The 24,455-nt window shown below is 37.4% G+C and carries 25 protein-coding genes; 12 read left to right on the top strand and 13 right to left on the bottom strand.

The annotated features are described in order from the left end of the window. Nucleotides 1–78 precede the first annotated feature (78 nt). The 4 genes from BLP81_RS03290 to BLP81_RS03275 are packed head-to-tail and all read left to right on the top strand — an operon-like array spanning nucleotide 79 to nucleotide 2,353. Nucleotides 79–285 (top strand): membrane or secreted protein, encoded by a 207-nt coding sequence (locus BLP81_RS03290; RefSeq protein WP_093365649.1) that lies wholly within the window; start codon nucleotides 79–81, stop codon nucleotides 283–285. A gap of 18 nt (nucleotides 286–303) precedes the next feature. Continuing rightward, complete coding sequence (locus BLP81_RS03285) at nucleotides 304–1,404, top strand: glycosyltransferase (protein ID WP_093365647.1); 1,101 nt, start codon at nucleotides 304–306, stop codon at nucleotides 1,402–1,404. After that, on the top strand, nucleotides 1,395–1,949 hold the full coding sequence (locus BLP81_RS03280; RefSeq protein ID WP_093365646.1) for an RNA polymerase sigma factor: 555 nt from the start codon (nucleotides 1,395–1,397) through the stop codon (nucleotides 1,947–1,949). Before BLP81_RS03285 ends, BLP81_RS03280 begins: the two co-directional genes overlap by 10 nt. A 2-nt stretch (nucleotides 1,950–1,951) precedes the next feature. Next, entirely contained in the window at nucleotides 1,952–2,353 is a 402-nt protein-coding gene (locus BLP81_RS03275) for a DUF4174 domain-containing protein (RefSeq protein WP_093365644.1), read from the top strand. On the opposite strand, the gene BLP81_RS03270 is transcribed toward BLP81_RS03275, so the two are convergent. Together BLP81_RS03270 and BLP81_RS03265 are read right to left on the bottom strand one after the other, a co-directional pair. Beyond that, entirely contained in the window at nucleotides 2,350–3,300 is a 951-nt protein-coding gene (locus tag BLP81_RS03270) for a phosphoribosylaminoimidazolesuccinocarboxamide synthase (protein WP_093365642.1), read from the bottom strand. The genes BLP81_RS03275 and BLP81_RS03270 overlap by 4 nt on opposite strands. Before the next feature lie 3 nt (nucleotides 3,301–3,303). Further along, on the bottom strand, nucleotides 3,304–4,257 hold the full coding sequence (locus BLP81_RS03265) for a PhoH family protein (RefSeq protein WP_093365640.1): 954 nt from the start codon (nucleotides 4,255–4,257) through the stop codon (nucleotides 3,304–3,306). A gap of 95 nt (nucleotides 4,258–4,352) precedes the next feature. On the opposite strand from BLP81_RS03265, the gene BLP81_RS03260 reads away from it, so the two are divergent. Genes BLP81_RS03260 through gldG form a run of 4 tightly spaced genes read left to right on the top strand, consistent with a single transcriptional unit; the run spans nucleotide 4,353 to nucleotide 7,872 of the window. Further along, complete coding sequence (locus BLP81_RS03260) at nucleotides 4,353–5,183, top strand: SAM hydrolase/SAM-dependent halogenase family protein (protein ID WP_093365638.1); 831 nt, start codon at nucleotides 4,353–4,355, stop codon at nucleotides 5,181–5,183. Between the two features lies 1 nt (nucleotide 5,184). Continuing rightward, nucleotides 5,185–5,481, top strand: coding sequence for a putative quinol monooxygenase (locus tag BLP81_RS03255; protein ID WP_093365636.1), 297 nt, complete (start codon nucleotides 5,185–5,187; stop codon nucleotides 5,479–5,481). A 1-nt stretch (nucleotide 5,482) separates the two neighbouring features. Then, nucleotides 5,483–6,214 (top strand): gliding motility-associated ABC transporter permease subunit GldF, encoded by a 732-nt coding sequence (gene gldF, locus BLP81_RS03250; protein ID WP_093365634.1) that lies wholly within the window; start codon nucleotides 5,483–5,485, stop codon nucleotides 6,212–6,214. Continuing rightward, entirely contained in the window at nucleotides 6,211–7,872 is a 1,662-nt protein-coding gene (gene gldG, locus BLP81_RS03245) for a gliding motility-associated ABC transporter substrate-binding protein GldG (RefSeq protein WP_093365632.1), read from the top strand. The genes gldF and gldG overlap by 4 nt, the downstream gene beginning before the upstream one ends. On the opposite strand, the gene BLP81_RS03240 is transcribed toward gldG, so the two are convergent. After that, entirely contained in the window at nucleotides 7,862–8,113 is a 252-nt protein-coding gene (locus BLP81_RS03240) for a DUF5652 family protein (protein ID WP_218118868.1), read from the bottom strand. The two genes, gldG and BLP81_RS03240, sit on opposite strands and share 11 nt — an antisense overlap. 86 nt (nucleotides 8,114–8,199) lie before the next feature. Here BLP81_RS03240 and folP point away from each other — a divergent pair, with 86 nt between their 5' ends. After that, nucleotides 8,200–9,027: a dihydropteroate synthase gene (gene folP / locus BLP81_RS03235; protein ID WP_093365630.1), complete on the top strand. Its 828-nt coding sequence runs from the start codon at nucleotides 8,200–8,202 to the stop codon at nucleotides 9,025–9,027. A 3-nt stretch (nucleotides 9,028–9,030) separates the two neighbouring features. Beyond that, entirely contained in the window at nucleotides 9,031–9,810 is a 780-nt protein-coding gene (cdaA, locus tag BLP81_RS03230) for a diadenylate cyclase CdaA (protein WP_093365628.1), read from the top strand. On the opposite strand, the gene BLP81_RS03225 is transcribed toward cdaA, so the two are convergent. Together BLP81_RS03225 and truA are read right to left on the bottom strand one after the other, a co-directional pair. Beyond that, a complete protein-coding gene (locus tag BLP81_RS03225; RefSeq protein ID WP_093366144.1) occupies nucleotides 9,807–11,573 on the bottom strand; it encodes an ABC transporter ATP-binding protein in 1,767 nt (588 codons plus the stop codon). The two genes, cdaA and BLP81_RS03225, sit on opposite strands and share 4 nt — an antisense overlap. Continuing rightward, nucleotides 11,563–12,327: a tRNA pseudouridine(38-40) synthase TruA gene (truA, locus tag BLP81_RS03220; protein ID WP_093365626.1), complete on the bottom strand. Its 765-nt coding sequence runs from the start codon at nucleotides 12,325–12,327 to the stop codon at nucleotides 11,563–11,565. Before truA ends, BLP81_RS03225 begins: the two co-directional genes overlap by 11 nt. Nucleotides 12,328–12,410: 83 nt before the next feature. On the opposite strand from truA, the gene BLP81_RS03215 reads away from it, so the two are divergent. Next, nucleotides 12,411–12,917 (top strand): metallophosphoesterase family protein, encoded by a 507-nt coding sequence (locus BLP81_RS03215; RefSeq protein WP_093365624.1) that lies wholly within the window; start codon nucleotides 12,411–12,413, stop codon nucleotides 12,915–12,917. 667 nt (nucleotides 12,918–13,584) lie between these two features. On the opposite strand, the gene BLP81_RS03210 is transcribed toward BLP81_RS03215, so the two are convergent. Further along, the gene (locus BLP81_RS03210) at nucleotides 13,585–13,995 is read right to left on the bottom strand and encodes a DUF4293 domain-containing protein (RefSeq protein WP_093365622.1); all 411 of its coding nucleotides are present in this window, start codon (nucleotides 13,993–13,995) and stop codon (nucleotides 13,585–13,587) included. A gap of 170 nt (nucleotides 13,996–14,165) precedes the next feature. On the opposite strand from BLP81_RS03210, the gene rho reads away from it, so the two are divergent. Further along, complete coding sequence (rho, locus tag BLP81_RS03205; protein WP_093365620.1) at nucleotides 14,166–15,992, top strand: transcription termination factor Rho; 1,827 nt, start codon at nucleotides 14,166–14,168, stop codon at nucleotides 15,990–15,992. Nucleotides 15,993–16,381: 389 nt separating this feature from the next. Here the strand turns inward: rho and BLP81_RS03200 are convergent, their stop codons facing one another. The 7 genes from BLP81_RS03200 to nadC all read right to left on the bottom strand — a co-directional run bounded on the left by BLP81_RS03200 (nucleotide 16,382) and on the right by nadC (nucleotide 24,415). Beyond that, a complete protein-coding gene (locus BLP81_RS03200; RefSeq protein ID WP_093365618.1) occupies nucleotides 16,382–17,908 on the bottom strand; it encodes a SulP family inorganic anion transporter in 1,527 nt (508 codons plus the stop codon). Nucleotides 17,909–18,106: 198 nt separating this feature from the next. Then, on the bottom strand, nucleotides 18,107–19,060 hold the full coding sequence (locus BLP81_RS03195) for a hydrogen peroxide-inducible genes activator (RefSeq protein ID WP_093365616.1): 954 nt from the start codon (nucleotides 19,058–19,060) through the stop codon (nucleotides 18,107–18,109). A gap of 84 nt (nucleotides 19,061–19,144) precedes the next feature. Beyond that, nucleotides 19,145–21,607, bottom strand: a complete 2,463-nt coding sequence (gene priA, locus BLP81_RS03190) for a replication restart helicase PriA (protein WP_093365614.1) — start codon at nucleotides 21,605–21,607, stop codon at nucleotides 19,145–19,147. Nucleotides 21,608–21,626: 19 nt separating this feature from the next. Beyond that, nucleotides 21,627–22,052, bottom strand: coding sequence for a DUF2147 domain-containing protein (locus tag BLP81_RS03185; protein WP_093365612.1), 426 nt, complete (start codon nucleotides 22,050–22,052; stop codon nucleotides 21,627–21,629). A gap of 3 nt (nucleotides 22,053–22,055) precedes the next feature. Further along, nucleotides 22,056–22,616 carry a chalcone isomerase family protein gene (locus BLP81_RS03180; protein WP_093365610.1) on the bottom strand — a complete coding sequence of 187 codons (561 nt, stop codon included), beginning with the start codon at nucleotides 22,614–22,616 and terminating at the stop codon, nucleotides 22,056–22,058. A gap of 4 nt (nucleotides 22,617–22,620) precedes the next feature. Beyond that, nucleotides 22,621–23,556: a YihY/virulence factor BrkB family protein gene (locus BLP81_RS03175; RefSeq protein ID WP_093365608.1), complete on the bottom strand. Its 936-nt coding sequence runs from the start codon at nucleotides 23,554–23,556 to the stop codon at nucleotides 22,621–22,623. A 1-nt stretch (nucleotide 23,557) separates the two neighbouring features. Further along, complete coding sequence (gene nadC, locus BLP81_RS03170) at nucleotides 23,558–24,415, bottom strand: carboxylating nicotinate-nucleotide diphosphorylase (RefSeq protein ID WP_093365606.1); 858 nt, start codon at nucleotides 24,413–24,415, stop codon at nucleotides 23,558–23,560. Nucleotides 24,416–24,455: the final 40 nt, after the last annotated feature.

The following is a 24,455-nucleotide window of genomic DNA, read 5'->3' as shown; positions in this document are numbered from 1 at the left end:
TCTTCAAGTTAACGTTAAAAAAACAAGATAAAACCTCAATTTTGTTTGGATTAGTTCTACATGTATTAAATTTGCAGTATGAAATTATTACTTATAACTATCGTGCTTTTAGGTTTAGCTGTCGCTGGTATAGCTATAAAAATTTGGGGTAAAAAAGATGGGAAATTTGCTGGAACCTGTGCAAGTCAAAGCCCCTTTTTAAACAAAAGTGGTGAATCTTGCAGTTATTGTGGTAAAACCCCGGATGAACAGACTGACTGCAGCGGTGTGGATAAAACCAAATAACACTTAAAACTCAAATGGTTGAAAATCATTCTTCTCCTTTTTTTGATTTCAACTGTTTATATTCTGATTCAGCAATTTAAGATTGTCGGTCTATTTTCAAAACATACATCCCCACCCTCTCCGCATAAAAATACCAAGACCCCGGTTAGCATAGTTATCTGTGCCAAAAATGAAGCAGAAAACCTTTCAAAAAACCTTAAATTCGTTTTAAATCAAAAGTATTTTGAGTTTGAAGTGATCATCGTTGATGACTTTTCAACGGATTTAACTTCAGAAATCATCAAAAAATATCAGGAGAACTTCGCTAATCTCAAGCTGATTCGACCTTGGGAAAACACATCAAACTCTAAGCGAGATGCCCTAAAAACAGGCGTACTGGCTTCAAGTTTCGAAAGGATTTTATTAACAGATGCAGACTGCCGACCAGTTTCCGAAAACTGGATTTCAAGCATGTGTGCTCAGTTGTCACCATCAACATCCTGTGTGCTTGGTTACTCTCCGTATCTACAGCATTCTTCATTTTTAAATTTCATCATACAATTTGAAACTTTGCAAACAGCAGGTTTATATTTATCTCAGGCCATAGATAATAAGGCTTATATGGGTGTAGGCCGAAATGTGATGTATACTAAAAACCTTTTTTTAGACAGCGAAAATTTTGAAAATGAAAAACATCTAACTTCTGGAGACGATGATTTATTAATACAGCAGATTTCAGATAAATCTACGATAACAGTGAGCCTTAGTTCCGATAGTTTCGTGATAAGTCAGCCAAAAACTTCTTGGAGGTCCTGGTGGAAACAAAAGCTCAGACATTATTCAACAGCGCCTTATTACAAACCAACTAACCAGTTATTCCTGGGGCTTTATCATATTTCTCATGCTGTGTTTTGGTTAACTTGTGTGCTGTTACTTTTTACCCATTTCTCAAAAATTGCAGCAGTTATTTTAGTAATTTATGTCATCTGCAAAAGCCTGCTCATCGTAAATTATGGCAAGACTTTGAAGGTCTCAAAATCGGTTTTATTTATATGGCCTATCTTAGAAGCCTGTTTACTATGCTTGCAAATTGGCCTTGGTGTCAATAGCAGATTCAAAAAACAAAAATCGTGGCAGTGAAACCAAACATAGACGAACTCATTTTTAGGGCAAAACAGTCTGATCAAAAGGCTTTCAGGATTTTACTGAATTATTTTTGGGAGGATGTTTACAAGTTTCAATTAAAACGCACTAAGGATGCTTATGAGGCTGAAGAAGTTACTGTACAGACGTTTGCCAGAGCTTTCGATAGAATTGAAACTTACGAAGAGACTTTTAAATTTAAAACCTGGTTAATAACAATATCTAAAAATATTCATATCGACCTTACACGAAAACAAAAGCTGAAAACTTCAGAAATTGATTCGAAAGGAGTTTCTCAGATTGCAGATATTGAACCAACCGTCGAAGATAAAATCATTAATGAGCAAAATCTAAGCAACCTGTTAAGACAAATCAAGGAATTGCAACCCCATTACAGAGAAGTCATTGAATTGAGATTCTTCAAAGAAATGAGTTATAAAGAAATTGCTATTCGCACAGAACAACCCTTAACAAATGTAAAAGTCAGGCTGCTTAGAGCCAAAAAACTCCTTGCTGAAATTATCAATCAGAAGCAAAAATAATCATGAAAACACTTATATTAATATTTTTTATCAGTCTTATGAATATACCACAGGGATTTAACGACAGGCGCATTATTGTTATTAGCAGTTCAGAATTTACGGCAGAAGTAAAACAGCAAATCGATACTTTAAAGGAAGACACCGAAGAACTAGAAGAAAGAAAGCTAGCTATTTTTACACTAATAGACGGAGATGTAAAAGCAATTTTTAATTCAAGTGAAAAAAGCGAAGCCTTTATTGAAAAAAACAAGCCGGATTTTAAGGCTGCCTCTGCTCCTCAGCTGTATTTAATCGGTTTGGACAAAACCATAAAACAAACTTTTAGAATTCCGGTACAGCCTCAGCAAGTTTTTGAAATTGTAGATAGCATGCCGATGCGAAGAGCCGAAATGAAAAGAAATTAGGACTTCAAATAGTCTTCAATATTGCTCAAAATTCGGGTTTCCATGGAATTCACATCTGCCTTTTGAAAGCGTTTTCCGGTGATTTTCTCGTAAAGCTCGATATATCTTTCGCTTATGGAATTGACCACTTCTGGTGTAAGCTCAGGAATTTCCTGTCCTTCTTTTCCCTGGAAACCGTTTTCCATTAGCCATTCTCTGACAAATTCCTTGGACAATTGCTTTTGCTTTTCACCTTTAGCCTGTCGCTCCTCATAGCCTTCTTTATAGAAATAGCGTGAAGAATCCGGGGTATGAATTTCATCAATAACTACAATTTTACCCTCGGGAGTTTTACCAAATTCATATTTGGTGTCCACCAACAGCAAACCTCTTTTATCAGCGAGTTCCGTTCCTCTGTGAAATAATTTGAGCGCATAATCCTCTAAAACCTCGTAATCGGCCTGACTTACAATCCCCTGATCGAGAATTTCTTCTCTGGAAATATCTTGATCATGTTCGCCTTGCTCTGCTTTGGTTGTCGGGGTGATAATTGGGGCATCAAACTTAGCGTTCAGCTTTAAGCCTTCTTCAAATTCTACACCACAAAGTTCGCGTTTACCAGCAAAATATTCCCTGGCAGCATGACCAACCAAATAATTTCTAACTACCATTTCAACTTTGAAAGGCTGGCACTTCACCCCTGCACTTACATTAGGATCTGGAACTGCTTCCAGCCAGTTGGGAACAAGGTCCTGGGTTGCTTGAAGCATTTCGGAAGCAATTTCATTTAAAATCTGACCCTTATAAGGGATGCCTTGTGGCAGGACCACATCGAAAGCACTGAGTCGATCTGTCGCAACAATCACTATTTTATTTTGAGCCAATGTATAGACCTCTCTGACTTTCCCTTTATAAAAATCGATTTGATCGGGAAGTTGAAACTGAGTTGATAAAAGTGTAGCACTCATAGTTTAATCCTGATTTTCTATAGCTTTATAAGCTGAAATTACTTTTTTGACGAGTCGGTGGCGAATCACATCTTTATCATCCAGGTAAATCATGCCAATTCCTTTGATATCCTTCAACACCAGCAGCGCTTCTTTAAGGCCAGAAATGGCGCGTTTTGGCAAATCTACCTGACCCGGATCTCCTGTAATCATGAATTTGGCATTTTTACCCATCCTCGTGAGAAACATTTTCATCTGGGGATGAGTGGTGTTTTGGGCTTCATCCAGAATCACAAAGGCATTATCTAAGGTTCTTCCTCGCATAAAAGCCAGTGGAGCAATCTGAATAGTTCCTTTTTCGATATAGCTCTCCAATTTTTCTGGTGCGATCATATCTCTTAAAGCATCATAGAGCGGCTGCATGTAAGGATCCAGTTTTTCCCTGAGGTCACCAGGTAAAAATCCTAAATTTTCTCCAGCTTCTACAGCAGGACGGGTAAGAATGATTCTACGGACTTGTTTATTTTTCAGAGCCTGCACGGCTAAAGCCACTCCAGTATAGGTTTTTCCAGTACCAGCAGGACCAATAGCAAACACCATATCGTTGGTATTCATCTGTTCGACCAGTTTTCGCTGATTGGCTGTTTGAGCTTTGATGAGCCTGCCTCCTACACCATGCACTAAAACATCTCCTGAAGAAATGGGGGCATCATAATCTGCTTTGGACTGGCTGGTTAAAATTCTCTCTATCGCATTTTCATCTAAGGAGTTGAATTTAGTAAAATGATCTGTCAGCATCTGGAAACGCTGCTCAAATTCTTCAAGACGCTCTTCATCGCCAAAGACTTTTATCTTATTTCCTCTCGCTACAAGCTTAAGCTGGGGGTAGTATTTCTTAACAAGTTCAATATTTACATTGTTGTGTCCAAAAAATTCTCTTGGGTTGATTTCTGAGAGTTCTAAAATAAGTTCATTCAAAAGCGCCGATTTTTGGTTAAAAATAATAAATTCGCATAGCAAATTTACGTTTTTTTTTGACGAAATTTAGCTTCCAATTATTAACTATCTATTAAATGCCCATCATTACTCTTACTACAGATTTCGGACTCAAAGATCACTCTGTGGCGGCTGTTAAGGGCGCCTTGCTTTGTGAGCTAGAACAGGTCCACATCGAAGATATTTCTCACGAAATTTCACCCTTCAATTACACGGAAGCTGCTTATATCATCAAAAATGCTTATCATAATTTCCCTAAAAATTCGATTCATATCATAGGAGTGGATTCTGAATTGACTCCAGAAAATAAACATCTAGCTATTTTTCTCGATGGTCATTACTTTATTTGTGCCGACAATGGAATTCTTTCACTAATTTCTTCTGAAATAAAACCAGATAAAATTGTAGAAATCAACATTCACGATAATTTTGAAAGAAAGTCTAAAATTCTCGATGTGTTTATAAGTGTAGCCGCTCACATCTGCAGAGGGGGAGACCTGGACGTTATCGGCAGGACCATGACTCATATGAATGAGCTCACTCACGTCAAGCCCATTGTAAATCAACTAGAAGACCAGATTATTGGTCATATCATTTATATCGATAATTTTGGGAATGTGGTTTCCAATATCAGCAAAAGACTTTTTAAGTCTGTAGCCAAAGGGAGACAGGTGCTTATTTCTGCCAGGTCTACTCAATTTAAAAATGTGTATTCCAATTATTCTGAAGCGATTAACTTCAATGTGCCAAAGGAAAACAGAGAGATGGAAGGAAAAAAAATTGCTCTGTTCAATTCGTCGGATTTTCTGGAACTTGCCATTTATAAAAGTAATCCCTTAAGTGTTGGATGTGCTTCTAGTCTTTTCGGCTTAAAATATTTGGATACACTCACCGTTAAATTTTTATAGAATGCTTATAAGGATCGTAAAAATGAAATTTGAACCCGAAGCTGTAGAAGGCTTTCTGCATTTATTTCAAAAAAATAAAGAAAAAATTCGCCATTTTGAGGGCTGTCAACGCCTGGAGCTTTATCAAGATCAGAAGGACAGGTCCTTGTTTTTCACTTACAGTTACTGGCAATCCGAATCGCATTTGAACGCATATAGACACTCCGCTTTATTTGCTGAAGTCTGGAAGGCTACCAGAGCTGGCTTTTCTCAAAAAGCTGAAGCCTGGAGTTTGGATAAACGCATTGAATTAAAATAGTATGTTAGCGATATTCACTAAAGAATTCAATAGCTTTTTTTCAACTCCCGTTGGTTTTATTGTCGTAGGACTCTTTTTGATTTCTATAGGCAGCTTAATCTGGATTATTCCAGGCGAGTTCAATATTTTCAATTCAGGTTACGTCAATCTCATTCCTTTTTTTGAAGCCCTGCCCCGGGTGTTTGCCTTTTTGATTCCTGCGATCTGTATGCGAAGCTTTTCAGAAGAAAAGAAACAAGGTACCCTGGAACTTTTGCTAACCAAACCTTTGAGCCTTAATCAATTGATTTTGGGGAAATTTCTGGGCTGCCTGGCCTTGAGCCTGATTGCCGTCCTGCCCACCTTATTTTATTTAATAAGTTTAACTGAACTGGCTGCAGCAGGTGTTGCTGTGGACTACGGGGTGATCTTTAGTTCCTATCTGGGAGTCGTTTTATTCATATCCTGTTTTACTTCCATTGGAATTTTCGCCTCTTCTTTGAGTCCTAATCAGATTGTAGCTTTTATTTCAGGAACCGTCATCAGTCTGTTTTTATATTTTGGATTTAATGGCTTAAGTTCGATTTCTATTGGTGATTCTGAACTTTATACGTTGGATTATTTTGGATTGAGTTATCATTATAACAGTATCACCAGAGGTATTCTGGACAGTAGAAACCTGATTTATTTCTTGAGCATCACCGTTTTCTTTCTCGCACTTACCCGTATTCACCTAAAGTCTACTTCAGAATGAAAAAAATCTTCGGAATAGTCCTTATAATCCTGCTGGCTAATTTACTGGCTTCTGAATATTTCTTCCGTTTGGATTTTACCTCAGACGCAAGATATACCTTATCAGACTCAACTCTGGAATTGATAGATTCTATCGAAAATCCGATATTTATTCAGGTCTATCTCACGGGAGATTTGCCTTCAGAATTCAAAAGACTTCAAACAGAAACGCGCTATATGCTGGAAGAGCTTCAGGCTTATAATTCCAATATAAAATTTGAATTTGTAGATCCTTTAAAAGGTGATTTGGAAGCCCTGAAAGTAGCCAATCGTTTTTACGAACAAGGCATGCCACCAGAGTCGCTCAATATCCGGGAAAACGGAAAAATGACCGAGCGCCTCATATTTCCGTGGGCTGTAGCAAACTACAAAAACCAGCAGACTTCCATTCAGCTTATTCAAAAAACCCTTACGCAAAGCAACTCTGAATTAATTCAGAAATCCGTTGAAAATCTGGAATATGCCTTTGTAAGTTCTTTAATTAAGTTAACGCGGGAGCGGCATAAAAAAATCGCCATCATCAAGGGTCAGGGTGAATTGGAAGACAGGTACATTTCAGATTTTCTGAGTACGCTGAAGGCTTATTATTTGATAGCCCCTTTTACACTGGACTCGGTAAATACGGCTCCTGAACGGACATTGGAACTGCTCAAAACTTATGATCTCATCATCGATGCTAAGCCTTCTGAAGCTTTTAGCGAAGAGAAAGTCTATGCCCTCGATCAATATATCATGAGCGGTGGTAAAGCGCTATGGCTTACAGAACATGTGAATGTAGAAAAAGATCAATTATATAAAGCATCCAAGTCGACAATAGCTCTGCCAAAAGATTTGAATTTATACTCCTTATTTTTTAAATACGGCATAAGAATCAACCCTCAGCTGGTGAATGATCTCTACTCGGCTCCAATTGTTCTGGCTTCGGGAAGTGGTAATGCCACTCAACTGACGCGTTTCCCCTGGTTTTATGATCCACTTGGAAACCTAGGACAAAAACACCCTATCACGTCCAATCTGAATCCGGTTAAATTTGAATTTGCCAATCCCATCGACACCTTACCGTCCAGGCTAGAACAAACCATCCTGCTGAAGAGTTCTGAGCTTTCCAGAACAGTAGGTGTCCCTTCAGAAATAAATCTAAATGAAATCACTCAAGAACCGGATCCAAGACTTTACAAAACCGGTCAGTTTCCTTTAGCAGTCCTGGTAGAAGGAGAATTCACCTCTGCTTATAAGGCAAAGCTCAAACCTTTTCAAGTTTCAAATCCATTGGAAAAAAGTCCTGAAACTCAGCAAGTTTTTATTTCTGATGGCGATGTCATCAAAAATCAGGTTCAATCGGGAAAAGCCTTGGAATTAGGCTTTGATCGCTATACGGGATTGACCTACGGAAACAAAACTTTTTTACTGAATACAGTCAATTATCTTCTAGGCGATATAGATTTAGTGAACCTCAGAAATAAATCCATACGTCTGGATGAAATGGACTTAAAAACTTTAGAACAGAAAAAACTAACCTGGCAAATCTTCAATTTGGCAGTTCCAGTCTTGTCAATTTTGATTTTTGGAGTTATTTTTTATTACTGGAGGCGTCAAAAATACAAGCACATTAAGACCTAAACTTCTCTTTATTTCTGTTGACAATCAAATAAATGGCAGGCAGGATGCCTAAAGAGTTGATGAGTGCCAGGAAAATGAACCAGGCGACTTGCTTACGTCTGGCGGATTGCCATAAGGCAATGAGTTTCAAAACAACATCCACAACAAGAAGAAAAAGAAGAATACCGATCAGAATAGAGTAGTCCTCATAAAGCGATTGAAAATCGGGTTCAGTCAGGTCCATAATTTTATAATTTAGCATCCAATTTAGTTTAAAATCCAAAAAGAAAACTAAAAGGAGTTGAAAAAATGAGCTCACAAAGCTTTTAAAATTATAAATTTGCGTGTATGACCATCAATTGTAAAGGACATTTACTCGATTTATCAACACCTAAAATCATGGGTGTGCTCAATTTAACCCCAGATTCGTTTTATGACGGCGGTAAATTCAAAACCGACAAAGACGCGCTTGAACAGGTGGAGAGACATATTCGAGACGGCATGGACATTCTGGATATTGGTGCTTACAGTTCGAGACCTGGCGCAGAGGACATCGGTGTGGATGAAGAATTGCGCAGACAAAGGTCAGTTTTACAACAGGTGACCAAAGAATTTCCGGAGCTTATTATATCGGTAGACACCTTTAGAAGTCAAGTAGCCAAAGAAAGTATAGATCAAGGTGCGCATATCATCAACGATATCTCTGCAGGAAAACTAGATGACGACATGCTGGATTTAATTGCAAGTTATCAAGTACCTTACATCATGATGCACATGCAGGGAACTCCGCAGACAATGAAAGAGTTTACAGATTACGACAACTTGGTTCACGAGGTCATTTTATATTTTTCTGAAAGGATTTCAGCAGCAAGAAGCAAAGGCATTACGGACTTAATCATTGACCCGGGATTTGGTTTTGCTAAAAATATTTCTCAAAATTTTGAACTCTTAAATCATTTGAAAGCTTTGAAAAATCTTGATTTACCCGTACTGACAGGAGTTTCGCGTAAATCTATGATTTATAAAAGCTTGTCTATAGAGGCCAAAGATGCTTTGAATGGAACTACAGCACTTAATATGACAGCTTTGATGAACGGAAGTTCCATCCTGAGAGTACACGATGTTCTAGAAGCCAAACAATGCGTTATCTTGTACCAAAAATTGACAGAACACTAAAGCATGATAGGTTTAGATTTTTTAGAGTTTAGATTTTTAGATATCCTGGATGTCTTATTGGTTTCTGTACTTTTATATTATGTCTACAAACTTGTAAAAGGCTCTGCAGCCATCAATATTTTTATAGGCATCGTCATTATTTACCTGATCTGGAAGCTCACTGAGTTGCTTCAGATGGAGATGCTGAGTAGTGTCTTAGGTGAATTTATAGGTGTAGGCATGTTTGCGCTCATCGTTGTCTTTCAACAAGAAATCAGGAAATTTTTACTGATGATAGGCTCGACCAACTTTAGCAGTAAGAATAACTGGTTGCGGCTAAATTTTTCCAAAACAGAAAATCAGACCCTAAATTATGTTGATATTATAGTGGAAGCCTGCAGAAAGCTGGGAACAACCAAAACGGGTGCCTTAATAGTCATCAAAAGAAATACAAAGCTTGAGTTTATAAAAAATACAGGGGATGATATGGATATCAAGGTTAACAGACCCATCATCGAATCCATTTTTTATAAAAACAGCACGCTTCACGATGGCGCAATAGTAATTGAAGATGGAAGAATTACAGCTACCCGGGTCATATTGCCGGTGAGTAATGACAGAGATATACCTTTGAGATTTGGTCTAAGACATCGTGCCGCTGTAGGAATTAGTGAAAAAACGGATGCTGTAGCTTTGGTCGTCAGTGAAGAAACCGGACAGATCTCTTATCTGAAAAATGGAGAATTCAATATTTTTGATGATTTAGAAAAATTGACCGAACAGATTAAAGAAGACTTAAGCTAATTCACTTCTTCATGCTGAAACTGAGCTTCGTATAGATTTTTGTAATAACCACTTTCCTTTTTCAGCAACTCAGAATGTGTTCCTGTTTCTACGATTTTGCCCAGATCCATGACGATAATTTTATCTGCATTTTTGATGGTTGCCAGTCTATGCGCAATCACTATAGACGTTCTGCTTTTGGTCAATTTATCTGTCGCTTCCTGTATGAGCTGTTCGCTGTAGCTATCTACTGAAGAAGTAGCTTCATCCAAAACCAATACGCTAGGATTGGAAACATAAGCTCTCAAAAAGGCAATGAGTTGACGCTGACCAGAGGATAACATCACACCTCTTTCTTTTACGTTATAATGATAGCTGTTGGGTAAAGTAGTAATGAACTCATGAACCCCAATTTCTTTGGCCGCTGCAATCACCTGCTCTTCGGTAATCCTTTCTTTATTTAGTGTGATATTATTCAAAATACTATCTGCGAAGAGGAAGACATCCTGTAAAACTACCGCTATTTGGCTACGTAACGCGGTGATTTCATAATCATTAAGCTCTTCTCCATCTACCCTGATAGTTCCGCTATCGATTTCATAAAAACGGCTCAGCAGATTGATGACCGTACTTTTTCCTGCACCGGTAGCACCAACAATAGCAACGGTTTCTCCAGGCTGAACTTCAAAAGATATCCCTTTTAGAATTTCTTCATCGGGTATATAACTGAACCTTACTTCTTCAAAAACAATGTGTCCTTTTAGTTTCTTAGGAACAAGAGTCCCTGTATTTTCAATTTGAGAGTCGGTATCTAAAATTTTGAATACACGGTTGGCAGCTACCATCCCCATCTGCAGTGAATTGAATTTATCTGCTATTTGTCTTAAAGGACGGAAAAGCATCTGCGCCAATTCGATAAACATGACAATGATACCCAGGGATAATGTATCTGATTCTACAACACGCAAACCACCAAACCAGACGATTAATCCTATGGTAATCGATGTGGACATTTCTGCAATCGGAAAGAAAATGGCATTGTACCACACGGTTTTTATCCATCCTTTTCTATGCTTTCTATTGATGTCCTTAAAGCGTTCATATTCTTCCTCTTCCCGGTTGAATATTTGAACGATTTTCATCCCCGTGAGATGCTCCTGTACATAGGAATTGAGGTTGGAAACCTGCGTTCTCACCTCTTCAAAAGCGATTTTCATTTTCTTTTGAAACACACGGGTTGCATAAATGATAAAAGGTAAAACCGTTAAAACAAGCAAAGTCAGCTGCCAGCTTTGCCAAAACATAAACACGAGCACCACAAGCATTTTCAGCAAATCGCTGATAATCATAAACAGGCCCTGACTAAAGATACTGGCGATGGTTTCGATATCACTTACCGCACGCGTTACAAGTCTACCCACAGAAGAATTATCAAAGTATTGCTTTTTGAAATTCATCATGTGTTTGTAAAGTTTCACACGAATATCCCTAATCACTTCCTGGCCAAGCCAGTTGGCATAAAAAATAAAGCTGAATTGAAAAATGACTTCAAAAATGAGAACCACCAGCATTGAACTCACATAGAACACCAGGCTATCGGCATCGTTTTGAGTAATGCCTTTATCGATGGTCAATTTCAATAAATAAGGTCTAAGCACCCCTAGCCCAGACAAGGCAATGGCTGCAAAACCTACAAAATAAAACGTCTTTTTGTAAGGATTTGTATACTTTAAGAGTCTCTTAAAGAGTTTTGTATCGAAGGCGTTACCGCTATTATTTTCCATTTCTTTTATTAGCAAGTTCTTTTTCAGGATACTCTATTTTTTTCAAAACCAAAGCATGAGCAGGAACGGATTTACCTGCTCTGGACCTGTCTTGGGCAAGAATAATATCGTTAAAATCCTCTACTGAAATTTTATGTAATCCCACTTCAACTAAAGTTCCAACGATAGCTCTTACCATATTTCTCAAAAATCGATTGGCCGAAATTTCAAAAAGAAGATGATGTTCATGTTGATGCCAAATCGCTTTTTTTATTTCGCAGTCAAATGTATAAACATCGGTTTTAACTTTAGAAAAAGATTGGAAATTTTTATGATTAAATAAGAGATTAGAAGCTTTTTGCATAGGTTCTACATCCAATTCATTTTTCACAAAATAACTCCTGCCAATAGAAAAAGGATCCTTAAACTGAACTATAGAATATTCATAAGTTCTCGAAGTCGCATCAAAACGCGCATGAAAATCTTCTCCTACTCTTTTCAGATCATGGACAGCGATGTCTGGCGGCAATATGCTATTCAGTTTGAAAATGTATTTTTTGTAATCGGTGATCCGTTGTTGGCTGTCAAAATGAGCCACATAACCTGACGCATGAACCCCGGTATCTGTCCGGCCTGCTCCCACCACATCCACTGTTTCCTGCAAAGCCGTCTGTAAAGCGTGGTTTACCTGAGACTGAACGCTTACTTTATCCAGCTGTTTTTGCCAACCATGATAATGGGTTCCCAAATAGGAAAGTTGAAGGTAATATCTCACAGTTAGAAAAATTTTAAAAACACAAATATAAGGATAGAGAATAGATCAAAACCTAAAGCTTTATTTATCTTGCCTCAAAAAAGATGGCTAAAGCTATTTTGCTCTTAAGCGACACCCACGGCTATATAGATGACAGAATTTTGGACTGGGCCTCCAAAGCCGATGAGGTCTGGCATGCAGGTGATATTGGTGACCACAGCGTTTCAGATGCCCTAAAAGCAATAAAACCCCTGAGGGCTGTGTATGGTAATATTGACGGACACGAGTTGAGAAGTGAATTCCCCTTGAACCAGCGTTTTACTCTTGAAGGTGTTGAGGTCTGGATGACCCATATTGGCGGTTATCCCAACCGATACAGCAGAGAGGTTAAAGACGAAATCAAAGCCAATCCGCCAAAATTATTTATCAGCGGGCATTCTCATATACTGAAGGTCATGAATGACAAGCATTTGGGGCTGCTCCACATGAATCCGGGAGCTGTGGGTATTCATGGTTTTCATCTCAAAAGAACCATGCTGAAATTCGTTTTGGATACAGGCAAGATCAAAGAGTTGGAAGTGATTGACTTTGGGAAAAGAGGGAAAAGCTAAATCATAGCTAGCTTATGCTTTATAAAATTAATAGATCCTGTTCTATTTTGTGTTTTGGGTTACTATTATCTTTTCGGAAATATAAAAATATCGAATCTGTGGGCTATTATCTGTTTGCATGGATTGAATAAAAGAATCTGAAGATTTCAAATGTATATAGAAATTGTCAATGAATTTAATACGACCCCGATGGGGTCGAACAATCACGCCGTTTAATTTCTATAAAGATGTAATCCCTTCAGGATTGATAATTACATCCCAACAAACAGTCCATTTTCCTCGTTTGTATTGAACAAAAGAATCTGAAAAACTAAAATAGCTTGGAAGTAACTGCACCACTAAGGCAGGTTCCGAAAAATTAAAAAGCGAAAGTCTTTTTTCAATTATCAGCTTATCAAATTTTTCTCAGGGCCATGATTCTGTTTCGCATTAAATTTATTTATGTAAGGCTTCAGTTGAAGCCTAGTTTATAATAATTCGTACTTCTTAAAGCTATCTTCCATAAGAGCTCCCGGGTTTAAGTCAACGTGAAGGTTTTAAGCTTACTTTCTTAAAGATTGACTTCTAATGCAGGCATAATCAGCATAAAAAAAGGAAAACCCAAACGCAAAAAACCCCGAGTGGCTGCTCGGGGTTTTCATGCACTAACATTACTAAGATTTCAGGTTTATCGCAATCGATCCACAGATTTTACAAGATCTTCGTCCTTCTTGATAGCCTTGTTGGCCAGAGCAATAAAAACGATAGAAATTATTGGAAGAAGCATCCCAATACCCTTCTCTGAGATATCCATCTCTCCAGGTAAACTTAGCGTCCAATATGCAAAAACACCTACTAAAACAAAGTTTAATATGATATTAATTCGTCCTAAAACGAATTGACGTTTTCTTTTCTTAAATGAAAATAAAGTAATGATCGAAATCAAAACCGATACTAAAAACAAAGATATGGCTACTGGTTGAGATAGCGCATAGATTTCTACATTTTCTGAAGTAATCCATAAGGGCAAATAAAAACTAAGCACTCCGTTAAGCAAAATAGCTATAAGTAAATAAAAGCTTTGAATTCTTTGTATCATTTGTTAATTGTTGAACAGCAAAAATAAGAGAATATTTGAGAATTAATATTTATAAATAAAATAAAGTTGTATAATTGCAATGTCTTCGGACTTACGCTTTCCTAAGCGTTTACAAATCATCAATTTAAATTCGAATCTCCCTCGAAACCATTTAATTTCAAAAAATATCAATGTTAGAAATTATTGAACTAAAGTCTAGAAAACTTTCAGACTTACAAGAAATTGCAAAAGAATTAAAAGTTCCAAAATTTAGAAGTCTTAAAAAATTAGACCTCATCTACCAAATCTTGGACTATCAGGCTGCCAATCCTGAGAAGATGAAAGAAATTCTAAGCAAAGAAAACTCAGGACAAGCATCTTCGTCCAAAGAAAAGGCGCCAGATACTGATTCGTCTTCGAAAGAAAAACCTGCAGAATCCTCTTCAAAAGAAAAAACAGCTGAACCTTCAAAGGAAAAGCAGACAGATCAGGAAGCTTCAAAAAAACCCCGAAAAAGAGTTCAGAAAGGAGAGCCTAAAAAAGCCCCTAAAAATCCATTTGAGTCAAGCGATAAGTCTAAAGAAGATGCTAAATCAAAATCTGAGGATAAAAATCAAAATAAAGATAATTCTACTGCAAAATCTTCTTCTAAGCCTGCTCAGAATAAAAAACCTGCTCAGGAAAAGAAACCAGCGCAGCAAGCACAACAAAACAAAGAACCTAAAGAAAAAAAGGTGCCTCAACATAATCATCCCAGCAAGGATAATTCTCAAAAAAACACCTCTTCTCAGAAATCTCAAAATCCAAAGCATCAAAACCCTAAATCCAGGAATGATAATAAGTCTAACGATAAAAATGGAAATAGAGATAGCCGTAACAAATACAAAGATCCAGACTTCGAATTTGATTCTATCATAGAAAGTGAAGGCGTCTTAGATTTAATGCAGGATGGCTACGGATTTTTAAGATCGTCTGACTATAATTATTTATCCTCTCCAGATGATATTTATTTATCTCAGTCACAGATTCGTCTTTTTGGTTTAAAAACTGGTGATACAGTTCTTGGTGAAGTAAGACCCCCAAAAGAAGGAGAGAAATACTTTCCTCTGATCAAAATCAAAAAAATAAACGGATTAGATCCTAAGATTGTTAGAGATCGCGTTTCTTTTGAGCATTTAACGCCCCTTTTCCCGCAGGAAAAATTCAAGTTGGCCGAAAAACAGAGCACACTGTCTACACGAATCATCGATTTGTTTTCACCTATCGGGAAAGGACAAAGAGGTATGATTGTTTCTCAGCCAAAAACTGGGAAAACCATGTTGTTAAAAGATATTGCCAATGCAATAGCGGCTAATCACCCTGAGGTTTATCAAATTGTTTTATTGATTGATGAGCGTCCGGAAGAAGTTACAGACATGCAAAGGAATGTAAGAGGTGAAGTGGTTGCTTCTACATTCGACAAAGAAGCTCATGAACATGTGCGCGTTGCCAACCTAGTTATAGAGAAGGCCAAGCGTCTGGTAGAGTGCGGTCATGATGTTGTCATCTTATTAGACTCTATCACGCGTCTGGCTAGAGCTTACAACACAGTTCAGCCTTCCAGTGGTAAAGTATTAAGTGGTGGTGTAGATGCGAATGCTCTTCATAAACCAAAACGATTCTTTGGTGCTGCCCGTAATATCGAACACGGTGGCTCATTGTCTATAATAGCAACAGCATTGACAGATACCGGCTCTAAAATGGACGAAGTTATCTTTGAGGAATTTAAAGGAACGGGTAATATGGAGCTTCAACTGGATAGAAAAATTGCCAACAGAAGAATTTTCCCTGCTATCGATTTAACTTCATCCAGTACAAGACGAGACGATCTTTTACTCGGTGATGATCAAATTCAGAAGATGTGGATCATGAGAAAATACTTGGCAGATATGAATCCTATAGAAGCTATTGAATTTCTAAATCAAAGAATAAAAGACACTAAATCTAACGAAGAGTTTTTAATGTCCATGAATGGATAAGATTTTTTCTTCAACAAAAAAATCCCCATTAGAATTTTTCTAATGGGGATTTTTAATGTTTAAAACTCTGTAAATTCCCTTCTATTTAACTTAGTTTGAATTATGATATTTAAATATTCGGCTTAATCTTATTTTATTTAAAGCTCTCTGTTTCTGAATATATTCTTTATAGCCACAAAGCAGGAGCGTGACGCCTGTCTGCCGACAAAGGCAGGCCAGCGCTAGGTGGAAAGAGGTTAAAATCCAATCTTTCAGAATATGTTATTCAACAAGCTTCTAAAGGATATATTCACAATATAGCCTAAGAAGAAGCCAAAATTCGTAGTGATCAAGATTGAATAACCACAAATTTATTGAAAAATATTTTTAATTCGCAAGATTAGATAAATCTAACTTTCAACAACCTTAGGTTTTCTAGGTTCTCCAACAATATTGACATTAATCACTTTATCAGCTTTGATGAGTTTTTTATGGCTACTACTGGACAAATTTCTGATGTAGACCTTTTTGCCATACTTATGATAGCGTTCGGTCAGTTTGTTTAGAGCTTCTATTGCCGACATATCAGTAACTCGACTTTCAGTAAAATCTATCATGACTTCATCAGGATCATTTGCCACATCAAATTTTGAATCAAATACTTCAGTTGAACCAAAAAATAAAGGGCCAAAGATTTCATAGTGTTTGATACCTTTATCATCGACGTATTTTCTGGCTCTAATTCGTTTAGAATTTTCCCATGCAAATACTAAAGCAGAAATAATTACTCCAACTAAAACAGCAAGTGCCAAATTATGTAAAAACACAGTAACAAGTGCAACCAAAACCATGACTAAAATATCAGCTTTTGGAAATTTATTGAATGTTCTCAAACTTGCCCATTCAAAGGTTCCAACTGCAACCATAATCATAAGTCCTGTTAAAGCAGCCATCGGGAGAAGCTCTATTATACCTGAACCAAATAACACAAAGGCCAAAAGCGAAACAGCAGCCACAATACCAGATAATCTTGCTCTGGCTCCATTTGAAACGTTGATCAAACTCTGACCTAACATTGCACAACCACCCATTCCAGAAAAGAAACCAGAAAAGATATTTGCAGCACCTTGAGCAACAGCTTCTTTGTTACTTTTTCCACGTGTTTCTGTGATTTCATCCACGATATTTAAGGTCAATAAGCTTTCAATAAGACCAACACCAGCAACAATAGCTGCATAAGGTAAAATCAACATAAAAGTTTCCCAGGTGTAAGCAATATCAGGAATATTAAATGGTGGGAAACCTCCTTTTATAGAAGCTATATCTCCAACGGTTTTAGTGTCGATACCAAAACCTATAACCACACCAAACACCACAAGAATGGCGACTAAAGATGCAGGAATAACTTTGGTCAATTTGGGTAAACCCCAAATGATAAGCATGGTTAGAAGAACCAAACCTAAAATAATGTAAAGAGAATCTCCAGTTAACCAATTCCCATCACTGTCTTTAAACTGATTGAGTTGAGACATAAAAATAATAATGGCCAAACCATTCACAAATCCAAAAATTACGGGGTGTGGAACCAGTCGCATGAGTTTACCAAGTTTCAAAACACCAGCCAAAAACTGAATAATTCCAGCTAAAACAACGGTTGCAAAAACATACTCAGCTCCATGACTTACAGCTAATGCAATTATTACAACAGCTATAGCTCCTGTAGAACCAGAAATCATACCTGGGCGACCACCAAATATAGAGGTAACAAGTCCGACAACAAATGCAGCATATAATCCAGTGAGCGGAGATAAACCTGCGATAAGCGCAAAAGCCACAGCTTCAGGAATAAGGGCTAGTGCGACTGTGAGGCCAGACATGACCTCAATCTTGTAATCTACTTTCTGTCTAAAATCGAATAAATTAATTAACTTTTTCATTGGTTTGTTTAAAATTTAATAATCTCTGTTTTGAATTACAGTGAGAAAAGACGAATACTAAATCCTGCTATAAACTAACGGTAATCTTTGTTTGTAAAAGTTTGCAAATCTAGAGCTTAAAGTGAAATAAACAGAAGTTAAATAGATTTTTTTTTACAACCAAGCCAACTAGAGTTTAATCAATTGAATGTCAGTAAATTACACCTTTCTGTTTTGATTTAAAGGACTTATAATTTCTATATCCTGAAATTGAATAGCAGCTTTAACGATTGAGTTGATCGACTCTTGTAAAGCATTTATGATATGGGATTTCAACTCATTTTTATGATGAACCAAACTTATTTCTCTGGAGGGATATGGTTTTTTAAAGAATTTGACATTTTTAAGCATGCCTTCTTTTAAGTCTAGAGTATGTAAATAAGGCAATAAAGTCATTCCCAGACCTTCGTCAGATAGTTTAATTAAAGTTTCAAAACTCCCGCTTTCCAGATAGAAACGTCGTTGATCTGGTAAGTTTTGGACACTCTTGCACAGGTTAAGAATATTATCTTTAAAGCAATGACCATCTTCCAGAAGCAGAACTTCATCCACATCTAAATCTTCGGCTGTAATGTCTTTGGTGGTAAATAATCTGTGCTGTTCCGGGATATAAGCCATAAATGGCTCGTAATAAAGAGGTTTTTCCTTTATCTTTTCATTCCCAAGCGGGGTAGCTGCAATTCCTGCGTCTAAGTGTCCATCAATAAGTTTCTCTATAATAGCTTCTGTATGAAGTTCTTCGATCTTTAAATTGATTTTAGGATATTTATTGACAAAATTTCTTAAAAACATAGGGAGTAGAGTCGGCATAACTGTTGAAATTATACCCAGTTTAAACTCGCCACCCACGAAGCCTTTTTGCTGATCGACTATATCTTGAATCCTTACGCTTTCGTTGACAATATTTTTTGCCTGTTCAATGATTTTCTCACCTACTGGAGTTAATTTGATAGGTTTTTTGCTTCTATCAAAAATCTTTACGTTCAATTCTTCTTCAAGCTTTTGAACCTGCATGCTTAAAGTAGGCTGTGTGACAAAAACCTTTTCTGAGGCCTTGGTGAAATTCTTATACTCAGCTACAGCAAGCACATACGTAAGTTGCGTGATAGTCATTTTTCATAATTTGTCTCAAAAATACAAACTATTGGAGAAGCGCATAACTCTATAAGCTGTTATTATGATTAAATGAAGAGAATATTAATAAGGATCAACATTTGTTATCACTTTAATAGACCTGAATTGAGCTATAGATTTGAATTTATCTACACCTTTTTTCACATGCGATTTAGTTTTAGTTAGAGACTGCTCTTGTGGTATTTTGATCAGAATATTCTTATGATATTCATTTCTAATTCTTGATATTCCCGGAAATTCTGGTCCTAACACATTGGTTGTAAAAATTTGTCTGTAATACAGGGCAAGCCAGTCTGATGCTTCATTAAGTTTATTCAAGTCTCTGGATTTGAAGGTGATTTTAATCATTCTGAATAATGGCGGGTATTTGAAATGTCGTCTTTCATCCAGTTGCTCCTTAAACATTTCATTGTAACTGTTGGTAGTTACCTGCTGTAAAATTCTATGGTAAGGATTATAGGTTTGAATAAGAACCTGACCTTGTTCCGCTGTTCTCCCAGCTCTTCCTGCTACCTGGACCAACAATTGAAAACTTCTCTCATGAGCTCTAAAATCAGGAAAGTTCAATAAACTATCGGCATTCATCACCCCCACAAGTTTGACATGCCTGAAATCCAAACCTTTGGTCAGCATCTGAGTTCCTACCAGAATATCTATTTCTCGATTCTCAAAGGCTGAAATAATCTTTTCATAAGCAAACTTCCCGCGAGTCGTATCCAGATCCATGCGTTTGATGACTTTATCTTCAAATAAAGAGTTCAGTTCAGTCTCGATTTGTTCGGTACCAAAACCTTTGGTCGTCACATCGGCAGAACCACATGCCATACATTTGGTTTGCATGGCGATATGATATCCGCAGTAGTGACACCTCAGTGTATTATTGTGTTTGTGATAGGTAAGACTCACGTCACAATTGGGACATTGTGGGGCATGACCGCAAGTATTGCACTCCAAAATCGGTGAATATCCTCTTCGATTTTGAAAAAGAATAACCTGTTGCCCTTCTTTTAAAGTCGCTTCAATTGCCTTAATCAGGGTTTCAGAAAAATGTCCTGTCATTTTCTGTTTTCTCTGCTGATCTTTCAAATCCACCAATTCCACTTTCGGAGGAACGACATTGCCAAAGCGTCTGGAGAGCTGCGCAAAAGCATACTTATCCTGTTTTACATTATAGAAACTTTCAAGGCTAGGCGTTGCTGTTCCCAAAAGCGTTTTTGCCTGAAAAAAAGAAGCCAGGACGATGGCTGTATCTCTGGCATGATAGCGAGGAGCGGGATCAAATTGCTTGAAGCTGCTTTCATGAGACTCATCTATCACTAACAGTCCAAGATTTTGAAAGGGTAAAAAAATAGAAGATCTCGCGCCAATCACAATTTTTCCTTTGCTGTCATCGAGTATGTGTCTGTAAACCTCCACCCTTTCATTAACAGAGTATTTGCTGTGGTATACCAAAACTTCATCCCCAAAATAATCCTGAAGACGCTGAATAAGCTGAGTGGTAAGCGCAATTTCTGGTAATAAATAAAGCACTTGCTTTCCCTGTTGAATCGTTTTTTCTATCAACTTGATGTAAACTTCAGTTTTTCCTGAGGAAGTCACTCCTTGTAATAAACAAACCGGCAGTTTCTCAAAGCCTTTTTCAATGTCTTCCAAAGCTTTTTCCTGATACTCATTCAGATATATTTCCGGAGAGGAGGCCTCTCCTTGATATTCAATTCGGTCTTTCTTGACGTAGTATTCTTCAAAAATCGATTTATCTACCAAGGCTTTAACCACCGCTTCAGAAACTCCGGCTTCTTCTTTTAATTTTTTAGCAGAAATCGGTTGTTGGGTCTGAGCTCTAAGACTAAACAGTTTCAGCAGTGCCTGCTTTTGTTTCTTGGCCCGTTCAAGGCTTTCCAGGAGGCCGGGCAATTCGGTTTCAGAAGCAAAGTGGTCGTTAAGTTTGATATATTTCTGGAGTTTGGGCTTATATTGTCTGTTGAGTTCCTGATTGATGAGAATCATGCCTTTTTCTGCCATAGCATTGATGACTGGAAAAATAGTTTTTTTATCAAGAATCAGGATAATCTCACTTATTTTCAATAAGCTTTGTTTCTGAAGTGCCTGAAGAATTAAGTATTCACTGTCATTCAAGTGTTCAGCTTCATCGATTGCTTTAAGATCAAAATCCGGATGAGGTTCAATGACCGTTTCACTTTCAATCAAAAGCGCACTGGGCAAAGCAGACCTCAAAATTTCTCCTTCTGTACAGAGGTAATAATCGGCCATCCACTTCCATAGCTTGAGCTGATAAGCGGTAACCGTTGGCGTTTTATCCAGCAGCTCTTCTACGGGTTTTGCCTCATATCGCAGTGGTGGTTTTTCGTGTATTTTGGCAACAATGCTGGTATACACCTTTCGTTTACCAAAAGGGACCGCCACACGCATTCCAAGATCTAAAAGTAGCCGTTCATCATCAGTAATGGAATAGGTGAACCTTTGATCTAAAGCTAAGGGAACAATGACATCGATATAGAAAGGCATGAAAATATTGTATTAGAATTTATTCCTTAACTCTCTCCCATTCCTGCGTTCTGTAAAAAAAAGCAACATAGCCTCTAACCATTAAGGTATTGGGCATTCCCTCTTCAATCCAGATCCTGGCATCATAGGTTTTACCATTTTCAGGATCGAGTATTGTACCTCCGGTATATTCTTCGCCAGCTTTAGAGAGGCCTCTTATAATAACCATATTTTCGATTTTCTGGTTTTTAAGATCGCCCTTGCATTCAGTACAACGCATGTCTCTTTTATCTTCTCTAAGAATTTTCTTTATCTTTCCGAAAACCTCTCCGTCTTTTTTATAAATTTCAACAATAGATTTGGCGACACCGGTATCTTCATCTATGGTTTTCCATTCTCCAAAAACTTCCTGAGAAAAAATAAGGTTTCCATAAAGGAAACCTATGCAAATCATTACTAATTTCATAGGTTACTGGTTTAACATCCCTTTCATCAAATCCTTGTCGGCAGGTTTTTCACCGAACCAGATACCGAATAATACTTTTTTAAAGTCTAAACCTTCAATCGTTCCCAGTTCTTTGTAATTTTTAAAAACGACAACCCCGGTTGCAGGGGTGTAAGTGATATCAAAGACATCATTTTTGGTGATTTCTTCTGAAAAGAAGGATTTAAATTTATCGATTTTGGCTCTGAAAGGTTCTGTATTACCTCCGGTAGAATTCTCAAAACCATCTTCAACAGAAGAACTCATTTTATCACTTGAGATTAATCCCGATACAATGTGAAGTTTGATTAGCATTGGAACATCTGCATTCCTTACATTTTGCGCCACATTCATTTTCTCGGCTGTATAAAGCCCTCCGGCATACATGTCCATCCAGTATTTTTCTCGGACACCTGCACCGTTGAGACTCAACTGGGTTTCGCCAATTTCAAACGTATTTGGAAGTACAATACCAGCAATTTCTGTTTGAGCAAAAGAAGATGTCGCTACAAGGAATGCCACAATCATAAAAAAGCCTGTTTTCATAAATTTATTTTTTTAAGGTTTGGGATTTTTGTTTTAAGTTGTACAGTGATCCATTTAATTCAAAACCCAATAAAAGAATATTAGAGTTTAACCAAATATATAACATGAGTATTAATAATGCACCAATCGAACCATATAGTTTGTTATACGCACTGAAATTTTCAACATAAATGGAAAACAAATAGGTGGTTAAAATAATTAAAATCGTTGTAAAAAAGGAGCCTAAAGAGAAAAAACGGGTTTTCTTTCCTTCTTTGGTTCCAAAATAATAAAGCGTTGAGATCCCAAGTACCAGTACCAAAATCAAAATCGCAAAACGACCGTACTTGGCCAGCAAAAGCGAATCGCCTACCACGCCAATACTTTTAAACTGGTCAATAAGAAAACTGAAATAAACCGTTGCAATGACGGCAATCAAAAGCAAAACAGCCACGATGATAGCAACCCCTACAGCCACGAAGTATTGTCTTATAATCGGTCTGTTGATTTGTGTGTGATAAGAAAATTCAAAGCTGGTGAAAATTGCATTGACGCCGTTAGACATCAAAAAGATGGAGAGTAAGAAAACAAAGGAAAGCAATCCGGCTCGTGGGTTATTGGCAATATCATAAAAAATGTCCTGAAACATCCCGGAAGTTTGGGGAGGGAGTAAATCTTCAAGATAATTGAGTAATTCCTGTTGAAAATCATCGATAAACCAGACAAAGGGAATCAAATTCAGAATAAAAAGTAAAAAGGGGAAAATAGCCATAAAAAAGCTAAAGGCGATGGCGCTTGCTCTCGTAGAAAATGTTCCTTTTAAAATCCCTAACGTATATAAACTGAACAAATCGTAAAGTGTAAACCCTTCGCGACCTGGTAAATTTTTCTGGTTAGCCCAATACGCAAGTCTGGAAATTATCGGTATTTTTTTAAGGGTATCGCTTATTTCGGCAGCCATCTTATACAGCTTTTAGACTTAGATCCAAATTATGAACCGAGTGGATGAGCGCTCCGCTTGAGATAAAATCGACTCCGCATTCGGCATAATTCTTAGCATTTTCCAAAGTAATTCCTCCGCTAGATTCTGTTAAGCATTTTGAACCGATTATTTTCACGGCTTCCCGAGTGTCTTCATAACTGAAATTATCTAGCAGGATTCTATATACTCCCTCAGACTCCAAAATTTCTCTGACTTCTGAAATTGATCTTGCTTCTACTACAATTTTCAGATCCAGCTTTTCCTGCTCAAGGTAACTCAATGTTTTTTGAATAGCCTTTGAAATACCTCCGGCGAAATCTATGTGATTATCCTTCAGCATGATCATGTCGTACAAGGCGAATCTGTGGTTGGTCCCACCCCCTATTTTTACAGCTTGCTTTTCCAAAGCTCTAAAACCAGGGGTGGTTTTGCGTGTGTCCAGAATTTGAGTTTTATATGCTTTTAATAAAATAGAAAACTTTTGTGTTTTAGTTGCAATGGCACTCATGCGTTGCATGGCATTTAGCACCACTCGTTCAGCTTTTAGTATAGATTGACTTGAACCAGAAACATAAAAAGCAATATCCCCGTAAGTCATGGGGTCACCGTCTTTCATCAAGAGTTCAACGTCCAAGGAAGAATCAACATAGTTGAAAACCCGCTTCGCCAACACAACTCCAGCCAGAATGCCCTCATCCTTTACAAGGAGTTTGGCTTTTCCATTAGCGTCTTTGGGAATACAAGCCAGACTGGAGTGATCTCCTGCTCCTACATCTTCTCGTATCGCATTTTCAATAAGGATCTGGATTTCTTCTTCCAATTGCTTTTCGCTAATCATTTGGTTCTCTATTTTTGTCTCGAACAAAGTTAAACTTTTT

The sequence above is a fragment of the Psychroflexus sediminis genome (genome assembly GCF_900099815.1).
Classification (GTDB): Bacteria; Bacteroidota; Bacteroidia; order Flavobacteriales; family Flavobacteriaceae; genus Psychroflexus; species Psychroflexus sediminis.
Note: the sequence above shows the minus strand (reverse complement) of the source record. Positions and strands in the feature narration are given on the sequence as shown.

Bases quoted from the DNA above. Each gene is read 5' to 3' on its own strand.
- BLP81_RS03290 (WP_093365649.1), top strand. From the start codon at position 79: ATGAAATTATTACTTATAACTATCGTGCTTTTAGGTTTAGCTGTCGCT.
- BLP81_RS03275 (WP_093365644.1), top strand. From the start codon at position 1,952: ATGAAAACACTTATATTAATATTTTTTATCAGTCTTATGAATATACCA.
- BLP81_RS03270 (WP_093365642.1), bottom strand. From the start codon at position 3,300: ATGAGTGCTACACTTTTATCAACTCAGTTTCAACTTCCCGATCAAATC.
- BLP81_RS03260 (WP_093365638.1), top strand. From the start codon at position 4,353: ATGCCCATCATTACTCTTACTACAGATTTCGGACTCAAAGATCACTCT.
- BLP81_RS03255 (WP_093365636.1), top strand. From the start codon at position 5,185: ATGCTTATAAGGATCGTAAAAATGAAATTTGAACCCGAAGCTGTAGAA.
- gldF (WP_093365634.1), top strand. From the start codon at position 5,483: ATGTTAGCGATATTCACTAAAGAATTCAATAGCTTTTTTTCAACTCCC.
- gldG (WP_093365632.1), top strand. From the start codon at position 6,211: ATGAAAAAAATCTTCGGAATAGTCCTTATAATCCTGCTGGCTAATTTA.
- BLP81_RS03240 (WP_218118868.1), bottom strand. From the start codon at position 8,113: ATGCTAAATTATAAAATTATGGACCTGACTGAACCCGATTTTCAATCG.
- folP (WP_093365630.1), top strand. From the start codon at position 8,200: ATGACCATCAATTGTAAAGGACATTTACTCGATTTATCAACACCTAAA.
- cdaA (WP_093365628.1), top strand. From the start codon at position 9,031: ATGATAGGTTTAGATTTTTTAGAGTTTAGATTTTTAGATATCCTGGAT.
- BLP81_RS03225 (WP_093366144.1), bottom strand. From the start codon at position 11,573: ATGGAAAATAATAGCGGTAACGCCTTCGATACAAAACTCTTTAAGAGA.
- BLP81_RS03215 (WP_093365624.1), top strand. From the start codon at position 12,411: ATGGCTAAAGCTATTTTGCTCTTAAGCGACACCCACGGCTATATAGAT.
- BLP81_RS03210 (WP_093365622.1), bottom strand. From the start codon at position 13,995: ATGATACAAAGAATTCAAAGCTTTTATTTACTTATAGCTATTTTGCTT.
- rho (WP_093365620.1), top strand. From the start codon at position 14,166: ATGTTAGAAATTATTGAACTAAAGTCTAGAAAACTTTCAGACTTACAA.
- BLP81_RS03200 (WP_093365618.1), bottom strand. From the start codon at position 17,908: ATGAAAAAGTTAATTAATTTATTCGATTTTAGACAGAAAGTAGATTAC.
- BLP81_RS03195 (WP_093365616.1), bottom strand. From the start codon at position 19,060: ATGACTATCACGCAACTTACGTATGTGCTTGCTGTAGCTGAGTATAAG.
- priA (WP_093365614.1), bottom strand. From the start codon at position 21,607: ATGCCTTTCTATATCGATGTCATTGTTCCCTTAGCTTTAGATCAAAGG.
- BLP81_RS03185 (WP_093365612.1), bottom strand. From the start codon at position 22,052: ATGAAATTAGTAATGATTTGCATAGGTTTCCTTTATGGAAACCTTATT.
- BLP81_RS03180 (WP_093365610.1), bottom strand. From the start codon at position 22,616: ATGAAAACAGGCTTTTTTATGATTGTGGCATTCCTTGTAGCGACATCT.
- BLP81_RS03175 (WP_093365608.1), bottom strand. From the start codon at position 23,556: ATGGCTGCCGAAATAAGCGATACCCTTAAAAAAATACCGATAATTTCC.
- nadC (WP_093365606.1), bottom strand. From the start codon at position 24,415: ATGATTAGCGAAAAGCAATTGGAAGAAGAAATCCAGATCCTTATTGAA.